Raw genomic sequence first — 14,135 nt, 5'->3', positions numbered from 1 at the left:
GGCATCAAGATCACCGATCGTGAGATGAGAACACTCCTCGCGCGGTATCTGACCCCACACGAGTGGCACGGCGAATGGAACTACACCATCAGCCCGACCGACACACCCAGTTGAGCGTGTTGTTCATTTCCAAGCCCTAAACTGGCGTTGAGGGGTGCCCCCGGAGAGGGTGGGGGCTTTCGGGACTTGAGTTCTACACACACACACACACGTGCGCGCGGGACGTCGCAGCCGTTCAGCGGCGCCGGTTCTCCCGCACGGCCGAGATCACCTCGTCGTCCCAGCGGTGGGTGCGCATCAGCTTGTAGCGCTCGCACGCCACCCACATGTACGCCTCGGCCTCGGTCTGGGTCTCGATCAGCCCCGCCTGCCGCAGCATCCGCACCACCGGCACGAACTCGTCGTCGTGCCAGCGCCTGGCCACCGCCGCGCGGTCGAGGAGATGGCCCTCGCCCTGCATCAGCCGGAAGCCCCACGCCTCGATGGCCTCGGCCAGCTCCGCGTAGTCCCACGGGTCGACCAGGGTGATCGCCCTGCGCGCCTCGCCGACCAGCGGCACCCGGTCCAGGAAGATCCGCCGGTAGTCCTTCACCAGCAGGTCCCCGCGGTACCGAACGCCCCCCGGCGACAGCCGCGTGGTGACCTCCGTGACATACGCGTCGATCGTCTTGAGGCCCAACGCGTGCGCCACGGACACCCGGTGGTGCCCGTCCATCACGAAATGCATGTCCCCGATCCGGTACACCTCGATCGGGGGAATCGACTCGCCGCGCCGCTGGGCCAGCGCCAGCCGCTGCCACCGCTCCCGCACCTGGCCGGACGTCGGCCGGAAGCGGCGGTCGAACTCGCGGCTGCGGTCCACGCTGCCGACGATCGAGTCCAGCGTGATCACCTGCAGCCCGAGCCGCCGCTCGCCGGTGCGGCCCAACGCGGCCACCACCTCGTCGAACGGCAGCATGATGTTGACGTCGTCTGGCGAGCGGCGCAGCCACGCCGCGAGCCGCGCCATCACCTGGCGGCGGCGGGCCCGCAGGAAGTCGTTCTCCGCGTCTGCGATCGGAAATCCGGTATCACGGTTCATCGTTGCCGTCCACGTGTTCGGGTAGGTCAAGGATGCGATAACCCACCGTGTTCACGACTCGGGTTTTTCCGAGCTCGCGGTCCGGCACCGGTTGCCCGTGCGGGTGAATGTGTCCGTGCAGCAACAGCCGGGGTCGCATCCGCTCGACCGCGGTGTGCAAGCAGGCGAACCCGCGGTGCGGCGGATCCTCCCGGTCGCCGAGATCCTTCGGCGGAGAGTGCGTCAGCAGCACGTCCACCCGCCGACCGTCCCGCCGCTCGCGCCGCGCCGCCACCCGGGCGACCTTGCCTGCCCGGCGCGCCTGCTGCCGCTCGGTCCACTGGTTGGGACCGTCGTTGTAGCGGATCGAGCCGCCGAGGCCCGCGATCCGTAGCCCGGCGGCGTCCACGACCTGCCCGTCCGCGTTCACCCAGCCCACCGGCCCCGGCCAGCGCGCGGGGAACCCGTCCCGCAGCCACATGCCGCGCCCACGCGCATAGCCGGACAGGTCGACGTCGTGGTTGCCCGGCACGAACACGCACGGCCGGTCCAGCTCGTTGGACAGGAACTCCAGATAGTCGAACGGCAGATCGCCCGCGCCGAGCACGAGGTCGACGTCACCCGCCCGCTCGTGGAGCCACTCCGTCCACAGCGGCTGGACGATCTCGTCGGACACGGCCAGCACCCTCGGCACACCACCGAGCGTACGGCGCACACGGTGGCGTCCACTCAGGCTAGTGCCGTCTTCGCGTCCGACCCATTACAGTCAGACACGAATGTCGGGGATCTAGGGAGCGCTGACACGAATGGTGGACCAAACGAGCGGTGGGTCCGCGAGCGCCGACACCGGTGACTACTACGTCAGTGGTGGCGTGAACTGGGCTGGTTTCACGCTCGAGGAGCTGGTGGCCATGGTCGCGAACCAGGCCAGCGTGCCGCAGCTCGAGCGGCTCGCGCTGGACTGGCGCACGACCGGGGACGGCGTCGTCGACGCGGCCGACTATCTGGCCGAAGCGCTCGACGACCTGATGAACTACTGGTCCGGCGCGTCCGCCGAGAAGGCCAGACACACCGTCGCGCTCAACGCCCAGTGGGTGGCCGACCTCGGCACCACCGCCCGCGAGATGGGCGACCCGATCGACGAGGCCGCCGGTGCGCTCAAGGCCGCGCAGGAGGCCATGCCGGAGCTGCCCGCGGTGCCCCCGGTCGAGCAGCCCGGATCCGCGCCGCGTGGCGCGGAGCAGGTCGCCGCGCTCACCGGCAGCCCGCTCGGTGCCGCCGTCGGCGCCACGGCCGCCGGCTCGGAGAGCGCGTTCGCGGCGCGGGCAGAGCAGGCCGAGCTCAAGCGCGTCGCGGTGGAGACCATGCAGCGGTTCGAAGCCGCCGTGGTCGGCATCGACCGGTCCACCCCGCAGTTCCTCGGCCAGAACGACAAGCTCGTCCCGCGCGACGACGGCCTCGGCCTCGACCCGGGCAGCGGCATCTGGATCAGCCAGGTCTCCACGGCCACCGGCGTCGACGTGCGCTGGCAGATCCTCACGAGCGTGCCCGACGGCGCCACCAACGCGCAGCGCGCCTCCGGCGACCTCGGCGGTGGCAGCGGTATGGGCTCGTTGGCCGGCGGCGGCTTCACCGGCCTCGGTATCGGTGGCGGCGGTGGCGGGATGCTGATGGGTGGTCCGCTGGCCGGCCGGTCCGCACTGGGCGGCGAGGCCGCCGAGCGCGTGGGTGCCGTGCCCAACCGCGGCGCCCCGGGGTTGCCCACCGCGCCGTCCGGTGCCGTGATCGGCGGGGTGAACAACCCGAGCGGCATGCACGGTCCGATGGGGGCCGCGCCGATGGGCGCCGGCATGGGCATGGGCGCCGGGACGGCGCAGGCACATCGCAGACGTGTCCCGTTCGACGCCGACGACCCGTTCGACACCGGTCAGAAGGCGTCGCCGCCGGTCATCGGCCTCTGACGCCGGTCGATCGACCCACGCAGCCGTAAGCGCACAAGGGGACTCAGCGCCATGGAAGCAGACCAAGCCAGGAGTTTGTTCGCGGCGGAGGATGCGACGCAGCCGGTCGCGCTCGCCGACCACGGCCTGCTCGCCGCGCAGTCGCCGGAACCGCCGCCGCCGATGCCGGAGTCGGTGACCACACCGCCGCCACCACCGGCCATGCCGGAGCCCCTGCCGACCCCGCCGCCGGCCAATCCGGAACCCGGTGCCGCGGCGGGGCCGCCGGCCGCCGCGCCGACGGCCGCGCCGGTCAACGAGGGGCCGACCGACGGGTGGGCGGTCGATCCCTACGAGCTGCGCGCGTTCAGCGACGCGGTGCTTCGCGCACGGTCCTATTTGGACACGGTGCAGTCGAGGGTGTCGCGGATGCAGGGCGCCGAGCTCACGCCGCAGCTCGGCACGAGCCCGGTTGGCCAGCAGCTGGCCAAGAAGTTCGACGACCGGCTCAACTCCACCGACGGCCTTCGCGCGATGCTCGACGAGGCCATGAAGCGGATGCAGAAGTTCGTGGCCAGCGCGGAGAACGCGGCGAAGTCCTACGAGGCCATGGACGAGAACGCGAAGCAGACCTTCGACGGCATTCTGCCGGACGTGGGCGGGATCCTCACCGACGTCATCGACGGCATCATGTCCGACGAGGACACCGACGACACCGGGGCCGAGCACGGCCACGGCCACTACGGCGGCCACGACGGCGACCACGACGGCGGCCACGACGAGGCCGGCGGGGCCGACGCCGACCGGGACGACGCCGGCTCGGGCCACGAGGACGGCGGACCCGGAAGCTCGGACGATGGCCAGGACGGACCTGGCGACGGGCCTGCCGACGGCGACCAGGGCTCCGGCCACGGTGGACCCGGCTCGGATCATGATGGCTCCAGTTCCGACCACGGCGGTCCCGATTCCGACCAGGGTGACCATGGGTCTGACCAGGGTGACCATGGGTCTGACCATGGCGGCTCGGGCTCCGACCACGACTCGGGTTCGGCGCAAGGCGGCTCGGGCTCGGACCACAGTGGACCTGGCCCCGACGACCGGCCCGCCGCCGATCACGACGGCCCCGGCGCCGACCATGGCGATGGTTCGGATCAGAACGGGTCGGGTGCGGATCGGCCGGGCTCCGATGCCGACCGGCCGGCCGGCGGCGGTTCGGACAGTGGCGCGGACCGGCCGAGCGACAACGGCGGCGACCACAACAGCAGCGACCACAACGGCAGCGACCACAACGGCAGTGGCGAGCGGCCCGGCGGCGACCGGTCGAGCGGTGGCGCGGGCGAGGGTGACCGGGTGACGGTCGGCCATGGCGACGACCGACACCGCTAGATGATCATCAGCGCGAGGTCCGCGGTCTCCGTGGGGGTCGCGGAGGTCGACCTGCTCTGTGCCGCCGCGAGCTCCGCGCCGCCGTACCCGCTGCGGATCCCTCAGCGGGGCACCAGCGTCGCCGAGCGGCGGGCCGTGCTCCGCGCCGCGGGTGAGCAGCTCGCCGCTCGAGGGCTCGCCGACGACCGCGGACCGCTCGGTGTCGCCGAGGGCTTCGCCTACCTGCTGCAGGACTGCACGCTCAGCCTCGACATGCTGCTGTCCGTCGGCTCCGACGTGCTCGGCGCGGTGCTGCTCGCCAAGGGCGACTTCGCCGTCCTCACCACCCAGCAGCTCACCGGCGACGGCGCGCTGTGCATGGCCGAGCTCCGCCTCGACGACGCGGTGGACGAGCTGCTCAACTTCGTTCCGGTGCACGAGGCCGCGATGACCTCGCCGTTCAGCCTGCCCGCCGGCGCGCTCGACCGGGTCTACCGCGACCTGCTCGAACGCCGGGGGCGCGGCGACGTGACGCCGGAGGAGTGGGACGACCTGCTCGCCACCCACGGCATCGACGACCGGCTGGCCCGCCGGCTGGTCAGCTACCTGCAGCCGGTCCTGGGCAACGGCCAGGTCGGGCTCGCCAACCGCGGCGGCTATGCCAACGAGTGGCGCCGGTTCACCACCGAGCTGCGCTGGCTGGACACCGAGCGTGGCCGGTTCCAGCTGGTGGCCGGTGAGGGCGAGTGGATGAGCGTGAACCCCATGCACGCCAACGATCTGTCCAACGCGGTGCGCCGGATGGCCCGCTCCCTTCGGGACTGAAGGCGGTTGCCAGCGGGAAGTCGGCACAATTCAGCTCAACGGCTCTCCCTAGCGTCGGTCCGATCCGCTACCGTGACGATCGGAATCGATGATCGTGGGGAGCAGGGGCCGATGGGTGTCTTCGAGCAGATCATCCAGCAGGCAATGGATGCCAAGAGCCGCGCCGTGCAGGCCGCGCAGCAGGCCGAGCGCGAGCGCAGGCGCCGCAGAGAAGAGAACGACCTCTACGTCAACGGCGGGGTCAACTGGAACGGCTACGGCCTCGAGCCACTGGTCAAGATGGTCGCCGAGCGGGCCAACCCCGGCCAGCTGGACGCGCTGGCCGGCGAGTGGAGCCGGCACGGCCAGTCGGTCGCCCGCGCGGCGGACGACCTGCGCCGGTCCACGGCCACGTTGATGCAGTTCTGGTCGGGCGCCGCGGCGGACGAGGCGTTGCAGAAGGTCACCAACAACGTCGCCTGGATCCAGGAGCTCGGTGGCACCGCACAGCAGATGTCCGCGCCCATCCAGGACGCGAGCGGCGCGCTGCGCTCGGCGCAGGACACGATGCCGGGCGTACCCAAGAACAACTGGCTCGCCACCGCGGGCGGCGGAGCGGCTGCCGGGTTCGCGGTCGGCGGGCCCATCGGCGCCGCGTTCGGTGCGGCCATCGGCGGCCTCGCGAGCGTGTTCGGCTTCGGCAGCAAGAAGAAGAAGATGAAGCGCAAGGCCGTGCAGACCATGCAGCGCTACGAGGGCGCCCTGCTCGGCATCGACCAGTCCACCCCCCAGTTCGGCCTGCCGTCCGACGGCGTGAACCCTGGCACCGGCCCTGGCGCCAACCCCGACCCTGGCATCGGCACCCCCGGCGGCAGCACGCCGCCGCCCGGCGCGGTCAGCGGCGGCCCACGGCCCGGCCAGCCGGTGCCCGGCCCGGTGCACTGGGACGACTGGTCGGGCACCGACCCGGCGTTCGCCGGCAGTCCGGAAGGGCGCTGGCAGTCGCTCACCGGCCTCGGCCCGAACGCGAGCGGCAGTGGTGGGTTTCCGTCCGGGGCCGGCCAAGGGCTCGGCACCGGCGGCAGCTGGAACGGCGTTCCCGGCATGCTGGGCGGCGGCACCGGTCGCGGCGCGCTGGGCCAGGTGGCTACGGTGCGGGCCGCGGCGCGGGTGCCACCCGCGGCGGCAGCGGATACGGCCGCAGCGGTGCGGCAGCACGCGGCAGCGGCTACCCGGGCGGCGGGATGGGCGGTGCCGGTGGTCGCGGCGACCGGGACTACCGGGGGCGCGGCCGGTTCAGCAAGTCCGGTGCCATGAGCGGCCGGGGCGGCTACGGCATGGGCGGAGCGCCGGGCAGCCGGCGTGCCGAGGAGGAGGACGGCGAGCACCGCAGGAGGGTGCCGCTCGAGGACGACCCGTTCTCGACGGACATGAAGGCGGCACCGCCCGTCATCGGGCTGTAGAGGAGAAGGCCAGATGTACGTCGACGACTCCGCCGGGTCCCCTTCCGGTGGCTGGCAGGTCGAGCCGGAGCAGGTGCGCGAGTTCGCGAAGGCGGTCGACCAGGTCCGCCGTGACCTCGCGGCCATCGCCACCCAGGTCCAGGAACTGTCCACTCCGGACTACGCACCGATGCTCGGCACGAGCCCGGTCGGCCAGGAGATGGCGGAGAAGTTCAACGACCGGATGGGTAGCGACCGCGGCCTGCGCGGCCAGCTCGAGACCGCGTTGCAGCGCATGGACGAGTTCGTGCTGAGCGCGCAGCAGACCGCGGTCGAGTACATGCAGCGCGACGCGGACAGCTCGTCGAAGTTCAAGTTCATCTAGATAATGGAGCTGCGGGGCAAGCTCGGCGAGCGGCTGCTACCGGTCGAGGTCGACCTGCTGTGCACCTTCGCCGAGGTCGAAGCCCCGTTCCCGCTGGAGGTGCCGGCGTCCGGGGTCACCGACATCGAGCGGCGGGTACGGTTCGGCTCGGCCCGCGAGCAGCTGACCGACCGCGGCCTGGCCGACGAGAACGGCCCGCTCGGGGTGGCCGAGGACTTCGTGTTCCTGCTGCGGTCGGGCACCGGCGTGCTGGACCTGGTGCTGGCGACGGAGAAGCTCGGCCTGGCCGTGGCGCTGATGACGCACCGGGACGAGTCGCTGCTGGTGACCCAGGAACTGTCCGACCCGGACGGTGTGATCCGGATGAAGGCCGTCACCCTGGACGAGGCCGTCGACGACCTGATGCGGCTGATCCCGGCGATGGAGGCGTCGCTGACCGCGCCGTTCAGCCTGCCGAGGCGTGCGTTGGAGGACGCCTTCGACGCGATGATGGCGCGCATGCCGGACGACCCCGAGACCGGTACCCCGGACCCGATGACGGCGTCGGAGGTCGATGACCTCCTGCGCTCCCACGGCATCGATGACCGGGTCTCCCGGCGAATGGTGTCCCACCTGCGGCCGGTTCTGGGGAACGGCCAGGCAGGCCTCGCCCGCCGGGACGACACCGAGGACCAGTGGCGACGGGTGGGCGAGGAGCTCCGCTGGCTGGACACGGAACGCGGCCGCTACCGCTTGGCCGGCGACGACACGTGGATGAGCGTGAACCCGCTGCCCCGCGAGGAGATCAGGTCGGAGCTGCGCAGGCTGGCGGCCCAGACCCGCGGCGGCCGCTGACGGGAGCCCGGGGCCGACCGGGGCCGGCGACGAGGATCAGAGCCGGCGCCGGGCCCGCAGGGAGTCCTCTTCGGACCGACGGTTCCGGCGGACCGTGTGGACCACGAACAGGGTCAGCAGCAGCAGACCCACCCCACCGCCGGAGCCGATCATCGCCACCTGCATCGGTGACCAGTTCCGCTCGTGCGGCGGTGGCATCTCGAAGGGAATCTTGATGGCTTCGTCCGCCGGGATCCCCTCCTCGGCGGGAATCATCGCGGTCAGTGCGCCGATCGGGTTGATCATCCCGTAGCCGACCAGGCTGTCGTGCCCGCCGGCCGCCGCCGGGTGCGAGGAGGTCGCCTTGATCCGGTTCATGACCTCCTTCGCGCTGAGGTCCGGGAAACGCTCCCGGACCAGCGCCGCCAGCCCGGAGACGTACGGCGCCGCGAACGACGTGCCCTGGATGGCCGACGCCTGGCCCTGGTTGTTCACCGTCTGGTTCGCCAGCCCGGTCCGGCTGGCCGGGTCCAGCGAGGTGATCTCCGTGCCCGGCGCGGCCACGCTCACCCACGGGCCCTGGATCGAGAACTCCGCCGGGTCGCCGTTGCGGTCCATCGCGGCGACCGAGATGACGTAGTCGGAGAACCACGGCGGCGTCACGACGTACGTCGGGTTCTTCGGGTCGGGGCCGTTCTGCTCCGAGCAGTTGTTCTCGCCCCGGTTGCCGGCCGACGCGACCGCCACCACGTTCCGCACCTCGACCGCGTACCGCAGCGCCGCCTGTACCTGCTTCTCCGCCTCGGTGATCGGCCCCTTCGAGGTCGGCCGGCAGCTGTCCACCGACATGTTGATGACCGTGGCCCCGGCGTCCGCGGCGCGGCGGATGGCCTTGGCCAGGGTGCCCAGGTTTCCGGCCGCCTCGACGCTGTTCGCCTGGTTCTGCTGGTCCTCGAAGTGGTAGTTGGCGCTGGACTGCCGGATCGACAGGATCGTCGCGGCCGGCGCGATGCCGCGGAAGCCGATGTCCTTGCGTTTCGGGTTCGCCGCGATGATGCCGGCGACCTCGGTGCCGTGCCCGTCGCAGTCACGCAGGCCGTTGTCGGCCTCCACGACGTAGTCCCCGCCACCCTGCAGCCGGCCCGCCAGGTAGTCGTGCGGCGAGACCCCGGTGTCGATCACCGCGACCTTCTGCCCGCGCCCGGTGGCGAACCGGGACAGCTCCTCGAACCGCAGGACGTCCTGGCCCCACGGTTTGTGCTGCAGCTCCACCGTCTGCCCGCGCGAGGCCACACACTGCGTCTTCTGTGTGTAGGCCTTGTCCGGCTTGCCGTCGTCGGTCGGCACCGGGAAGTCGGCGGGCAGCGGCGGCGGCTTGGCGAAGCCCTCGTCGGCCGCGGGCGGCGAGGACGGTGAGGCCGGCTGGGCGGCGGCCACCGCGGGCATGGTCGCGAAGACCAGCGTCGCGGCGAGAACGGAGAACACCCGTCTGGTTCGGGTAACGGCCATGGCGGGCGGATCCTTCGCGGGCGTCATGCGGAACCAACGCGGTCCCGCCGCTGGCGGCGGACGGTGTGCACGATGAACAACGTCAGCAATAGTAGGCCGAGCCCTCCGCCCGACCCGAGCACGGCCACCCGCACCGGCGTCCAGTCGCGCTCGTGTGCGGGCGGCATCTCGAACGGGATGTCGATCGCCTCGTCGGGCGCGATGCCCTCCTCGGCGGGGATCATGGTGGTCAGCGCGGCGATCGGGTTGACCATGCCGTGGCCGACCTGGCTGTTGTGCCCGTCCGGCGCGGCCGGGTGCGTGGCCGTGGCCCGGATGCGCTCCATCACCTCGGCGGCCCGCAGCGGCCGGCCGAGCTTCTCGAACCGCTCCCGGACCAGCGCCGCGAGTCCCGCCACGTACGGCGCGGCGAAGCTCGTGCCCTGGATGGCGCTGCGCTGGCCGTTGTCCGACATGGTCACGTTCACCAGCCGGCCCTTGTCACCGGGGTCCAGCGAGATGATCTGGGTGCCCGGCGCCGCGACGCTGACCCACGGGCCGTTCATCGAGAACTCCGCCGCGCGGCCGTCCTGCTGCACGGCGGCCACCGAGAGCACGTACTCGGAGAACCACGGTGGGCTGACGATGAACTTCGGGTGCTTCGGGTCGGCGTTGTTCTGTTCCGGGCAGAAGTCGGCGGGGATGTTGCCGGCCGAGGAGACCACCACGACGTCCTGCTTCTCGACCGCGTACCGCAGCGCGCGTTGCAGCTCGCGCTCCGGCCCGCTGATCGGCCGGTCCGCCGAACGGCAGGTGTCGATCGACATGTTGATCACGTCGACGTCCCGGTCCGCCGCCCTGACCACGGCCTTGGCGAGGGTCGAGAGGCTCCCGGCGCCGGGTCGGTGCTCGGTCGACGGCTTGTCCTGCGGCTTGTACTCGAAGAACTTGCTGGACTGGCGGATGCTGACGATGTTCGCGTCATAGGCGATGCCACGGAACCCGATCTTCTTGTCGCCGGGGTTCGCGGCGATCACCCCGGCCACCTGCGTGCCGTGCCCGTCGCAGTCGTCGAGGCCGTCGCCGCCGTCGACCACGTAGTCGCCGCCGCCGGACAGCCGCCCGCCCAGGAAGTCGTGCCGGTTCACCCCGGTGTCGATCACCGCGATCGTCTGGCCCTTGCCGGTGGCGAACTTGCGCAGGTCCTCGAACCGCAGCACGCTCTGGCCCCACGGGATGGTCCGCAGCTGCACGTTCGAGGGCAGCGAGGCGACACAGGACTTGTCGGCGATCGGCGTGTAGGGCACGTCCGGCTTGCCGTTGTCGTCCGGCTTGGCGGTGTCCGAGCCGAGCGGGGGCGGCGTCGGGCCGCTGCCGGTCTCCTGGGGCGGCTCGCCGGACGGCTGGGCGGGTGGCTGGGCGGACGGCTGGGCACCGGCCACCGGCGCGGCCGGCACCAGCACGGCCAGCAGCGCGGCGGCGGCGGTCGTGGTGAGGCGGCGGGTGAGGCTCGCTCGCACGATCAGCTGGGCAGGATGTTGACGTGCCGAAGGGTGCCGTAGAGGTTCATCACGGCGAGGGAGAGCGGCAGCAGCACCGCGATGCAGATCGCCTCGATGATCTCCACCGTGCGGCGCAGCGGCGGGGAGAACCGCTGCTCCGGGAAGATCACGCCGAGCACCAGCGCGGCCGCCGCGATGAGCACCAGCGAGCCGAACACCCACAGCAGCCGGTCGAACGTGTCCGCGCCGATGAGCCAGCCGATCATGATGCCGGCGGCCGAGAGCATGCCGGTGGCGAGCAGCGCGATGGCCTGGCTGCCGTTGGCGTAGGTGCGGGCCCGCAGGAGCAGCACGAGCGTGGCGGCGATGGCCAACGCGATCGCCCACACGTCGCCCTTGCCGGCGGTGATGATCGCCGAGACGGCGGCGGCCACCCCACAGCCGATGATCATGCCGGTCATGTACTCGTGCGCGAGGCCGGCCCGGCGCTCGATCGAGCGGTAGTCCGGGAAGCCGGTGTCCTCCTTGAGGTCCTCGGCACTGCCCGGCACGTTCGGCAGCGGCAGCCTGGCCAGCTGGATGGTCAGCCGCGGCAGCACCGACAGCCCGGCCAGCGACACCGCGGCGGTGCCGGCGGCGATGCCCGGCGCCGGGTGCGCGATGAGCGTGCCGATGGCGAACGCGATCACGCCGATCATGGCCGCGGTGCCGGCCGCGACGAACGTCGTGACCCCGGCGCCGACCAGCATGATCGCCGCCGACGCGACGATCAGCACCAGCGCGCTCGCGAGCAGCAGGCTCGCCCGGCCGGTCGCGCCGGGCACGATGTAGAGCCCGCTCACGAACGCCATCGGGAGCCCGCCGGCCGCGGCGATCAGAACGCCCGCGGTCTCCTCCTGGTAGCCGCGCGCGATCACCGCGCCGAGCGCCACCGAGATCACCGCGGCGGCACCGGCGGTGACCGCGGCGCCGACGTGCGAGCCGCCGAACAGCGGGCCGGTCATCAGGACCGTGAGGGCCCCGACGACCAGCGCCAACGCGCCCGCGATGTAGCCGATGCGGCGCGCGGTCTGCTTGGTCCACGGCCGGTAGCTGTCCGGCGAGGACTCGGCGATCGCGTCGACCACGTCGTCGTAGAGCGGCGGCGGGGGGTTCTCCGCGCGGCGGCGCAGCTGCAGCAGCTCGCCGTCCACCACGCCGAGCGAGGCGAGCGTGCGGCTCGGGTCCAGCGGTGAGTCGCCCAGCTTGGCCAGGCACCAGCCGCCGTGCCGCGCGCCGCCGTCGGGAGTGGCCTCCTTGGCCATCTCGAGCAGCATCGGCAGCAGGTCGGCCACGGCCACCCCGGCCGGAAGCGCGACATCGATCCGCGTTCTCGGTGCTACCACCGTCACCCGGCTGAACACCGTCGTCCCGGTTGCCACCGCCGGCCCCCTCACTGTCCCGCGTCACTGTCCGCGTACTTCCGATAACCACCCTTGCTGTCGGTGGCGGCCCCTAGTATGGCCGTACCGGTTCCGGCGTGTACGCCGGTTCCGCAAGAAGTCCGACTGCTTCGAGAACGACGGGGGCGTTTCCCGGTGAGTACGCTTCAGTTCAAGCGATCACCCAGGCTTGCCGCGCCACGGCAGCCCGGCGGCGAGGTCCACCTCGAGCCGCCACCTGAGGTGCCCCGCGTCATCCCGGGCAACATCCTGATGAAGCTGATGCCGGTCATCATGATCGTCGCCATGCTCGGCATGGTGGCGCTGATGTTCTCGGCCGGCGGCGCCGGGCGGAACCCGATCACCCTGCTGTTCCCGATGATGATGATGTTCTCGATGGTCGGCATGTTCGGCCAGGGGCGCGGCGGCGGCCCGAAGAAGGCCGAGATGAACGAGGACCGCAAGGACTACCTGCGCTACCTCGGCCAGATGCGCGACCGCGCCCGTGAGGCGTCACTGGACCAGCGGGCGGCACTCGAGTGGGTGCACCCCGACCCGCAGGCGCTGTGGTCGATGGCCACCAGCCGCCGGATGTGGGAGCGCCGCCTGTCCGACCCCGACTTCTGCCACCTGCGCGCCGGCCGCGGCTCGCAGCGCCTGGCCACCCGGCTGGTGCCGCCGCAGACAGGCCCGGTCGACGAGCTCGAGCCCATCGCCACGCTGGCGCTGCGCCGGTTCGTCCGGGCCCACTCGATCGTCCCCGAGCTGCCCATCCAGATCGCCATCCGCGGGTTCGCCGCGGTGGGCCTGGCCGGCGACAAGGAGCTCACCCGCGGCCTCGCCAGGGCGCTCATCGGCCAGCTCGTCACCTTCCACACCCCCGACGACGTGCTGATCGCGGTCGTCACCTCCGGACGCACCAAGGAGGAGTGGGAGTGGGTCAAGTGGCTCCCGCACGCCCAGCACCCCACCATGGTCGACGGCATCGGCCAGCTGCGGATGATGGCCGGCTCGCTCACCCAGGTCGAGGAGTGGCTGGACGAGGAGCTCCGCGACCGCCAGCGGTTCACCCGCAACGCGCCCCCGCAGCCCGACCAGCCGCAGGTGCTCATCGTCATCGACGATGGCGAGGTCACCCGCGAGGAGCAGATCCTCCTGGAGGAGGGGCTCGTCGGCGTCACGCTGATGGACCTGTCCGACAGCCTCGGCAACCTCACCGCCCGCCGCGGGCTGCGGCTCGTGGTCGAGCCGGACCGGCTCGGCGCGCGCAGTGCCAGCGGCGTCGAGTGGTTCGCCAGGCCCGACACGATGACCGCGGCCGAGGCCGAGGCGCTGGCCCGCAAGCTCTCGCCGTACCGGCTGGGCGCGGCGGCGGCCGACGAGGGCAGCGACGAGCCGCTGCTGTCCAACCCGACGCTGCTGGAGCTGCTCAACATCCCCGGCGACCCGATGACCTTCGACGTGCAGCAGGCGTGGCGGCCGCGGCCCATCCGCGACCGCTACCGGGTGCCGTTCGGCGTCGGCGAGTTCGGTCAGCCGGTGGAGCTGGACATCAAGGAAGCCGCGATGGAGGGCATGGGCCCGCACGGCCTGTGCATCGGCGCCACCGGCTCCGGCAAGTCCGAGTTCCTGCGCACGCTCGTGCTCGGCATGCTGGCCACCCACTCGTCGACCAACCTCAACTTCGTCCTCGTCGACTTCAAGGGCGGCGCGACGTTCCTGGGGCTCGACTCGGCGCCGCACGTCGCCGCCACGATCACCAACCTGCAGGACCAGCTCACCCTGGTCGACCGGATGAAGGACGCGCTCGCCGGTGAGATGAACCGCCGGCAGGAGGCACTCAAGAACGGCGGCAACTTCAAGAACGTCTGGGAGTACGAGAAGGCCCGGGAGAACGGCGCCGACCTCGACCCGC

13 protein-coding genes are annotated in these 14,135 nt (G+C 71.9%); 8 read left to right on the top strand and 5 right to left on the bottom strand.

The window, feature by feature from the left end; genetic code table 11:
• Window positions 1-235: 235 nt before the first annotated feature.
• Together GEV28_RS38215 and GEV28_RS38210 are read right to left on the bottom strand one after the other, a co-directional pair.
• The gene (locus GEV28_RS38215) at window positions 236-1,081 is read right to left on the bottom strand and encodes a chromosome partitioning protein ParB (protein ID WP_291418556.1); all 846 of its coding nucleotides are present in this window, start codon (window positions 1,079-1,081) and stop codon (window positions 236-238) included.
• Entirely contained in the window at window positions 1,071-1,754 is a 684-nt protein-coding gene (locus tag GEV28_RS38210; protein WP_291418554.1) for a metallophosphoesterase, read from the bottom strand. The genes GEV28_RS38215 and GEV28_RS38210 overlap by 11 nt, the downstream gene beginning before the upstream one ends.
• Before the next feature lie 112 nt (window positions 1,755-1,866).
• On the opposite strand from GEV28_RS38210, the gene GEV28_RS38205 reads away from it, so the two are divergent.
• From GEV28_RS38205 to GEV28_RS38175, 7 genes are all read left to right on the top strand, one after another.
• Window positions 1,867-3,021, top strand: a complete 1,155-nt coding sequence (locus GEV28_RS38205) for a hypothetical protein (RefSeq protein ID WP_291418552.1) — start codon at window positions 1,867-1,869, stop codon at window positions 3,019-3,021.
• A 51-nt stretch (window positions 3,022-3,072) separates the two neighbouring features.
• Window positions 3,073-4,386 (top strand): hypothetical protein, encoded by a 1,314-nt coding sequence (locus GEV28_RS38200; protein ID WP_291418550.1) that lies wholly within the window; start codon window positions 3,073-3,075, stop codon window positions 4,384-4,386.
• Window positions 4,387-5,190, top strand: coding sequence for an ESX secretion-associated protein EspG (locus GEV28_RS38195; protein WP_291418548.1), 804 nt, complete (start codon window positions 4,387-4,389; stop codon window positions 5,188-5,190).
• A gap of 111 nt (window positions 5,191-5,301) precedes the next feature.
• A complete protein-coding gene (locus GEV28_RS38190; protein WP_291418546.1) occupies window positions 5,302-6,486 on the top strand; it encodes a WXG100 family type VII secretion target in 1,185 nt (394 codons plus the stop codon).
• Window positions 6,483-6,632, top strand: a complete 150-nt coding sequence (locus GEV28_RS38185) for a hypothetical protein (RefSeq protein ID WP_291418544.1) — start codon at window positions 6,483-6,485, stop codon at window positions 6,630-6,632. The genes GEV28_RS38190 and GEV28_RS38185 overlap by 4 nt, the downstream gene beginning before the upstream one ends.
• A gap of 13 nt (window positions 6,633-6,645) precedes the next feature.
• Window positions 6,646-6,996 (top strand): hypothetical protein, encoded by a 351-nt coding sequence (locus tag GEV28_RS38180; RefSeq protein WP_291418542.1) that lies wholly within the window; start codon window positions 6,646-6,648, stop codon window positions 6,994-6,996.
• A 3-nt stretch (window positions 6,997-6,999) separates the two neighbouring features.
• Window positions 7,000-7,830 carry an ESX secretion-associated protein EspG gene (locus GEV28_RS38175; RefSeq protein ID WP_291418540.1) on the top strand — a complete coding sequence of 277 codons (831 nt, stop codon included), beginning with the start codon at window positions 7,000-7,002 and terminating at the stop codon, window positions 7,828-7,830.
• A 36-nt stretch (window positions 7,831-7,866) separates the two neighbouring features.
• Here the strand turns inward: GEV28_RS38175 and mycP (GEV28_RS38170) are convergent, their stop codons facing one another.
• From mycP (GEV28_RS38170) to eccD, 3 genes are read right to left on the bottom strand one after another with little or no spacing between them, the layout of a single operon-like run.
• Window positions 7,867-9,318, bottom strand: coding sequence for a type VII secretion-associated serine protease mycosin (mycP, locus tag GEV28_RS38170; RefSeq protein ID WP_291418538.1), 1,452 nt, complete (start codon window positions 9,316-9,318; stop codon window positions 7,867-7,869).
• A gap of 23 nt (window positions 9,319-9,341) precedes the next feature.
• Window positions 9,342-10,817 (bottom strand): type VII secretion-associated serine protease mycosin, encoded by a 1,476-nt coding sequence (gene mycP, locus GEV28_RS38165; RefSeq protein ID WP_291418536.1) that lies wholly within the window; start codon window positions 10,815-10,817, stop codon window positions 9,342-9,344.
• A 2-nt stretch (window positions 10,818-10,819) separates the two neighbouring features.
• The gene (eccD, locus tag GEV28_RS38160; RefSeq protein ID WP_291418534.1) at window positions 10,820-12,220 is read right to left on the bottom strand and encodes a type VII secretion integral membrane protein EccD; all 1,401 of its coding nucleotides are present in this window, start codon (window positions 12,218-12,220) and stop codon (window positions 10,820-10,822) included.
• Between the two features lie 156 nt (window positions 12,221-12,376).
• Between eccD and eccCa the strand changes: the two genes are divergently transcribed.
• A partial coding sequence (eccCa, locus tag GEV28_RS38155; RefSeq protein WP_291418532.1) for a type VII secretion protein EccCa occupies window positions 12,377-14,135 on the top strand: 1,759 nt, incomplete at its 3' end.

It is taken from the genome of Actinophytocola sp. (genome assembly GCF_009379765.1).
Lineage (GTDB): Bacteria > Actinomycetota > Actinomycetes > Mycobacteriales > Pseudonocardiaceae > Actinophytocola.
The sequence above is the reverse complement of the archived record's forward strand: the minus strand, read 5'-3'. Positions and strand labels throughout refer to the sequence as shown.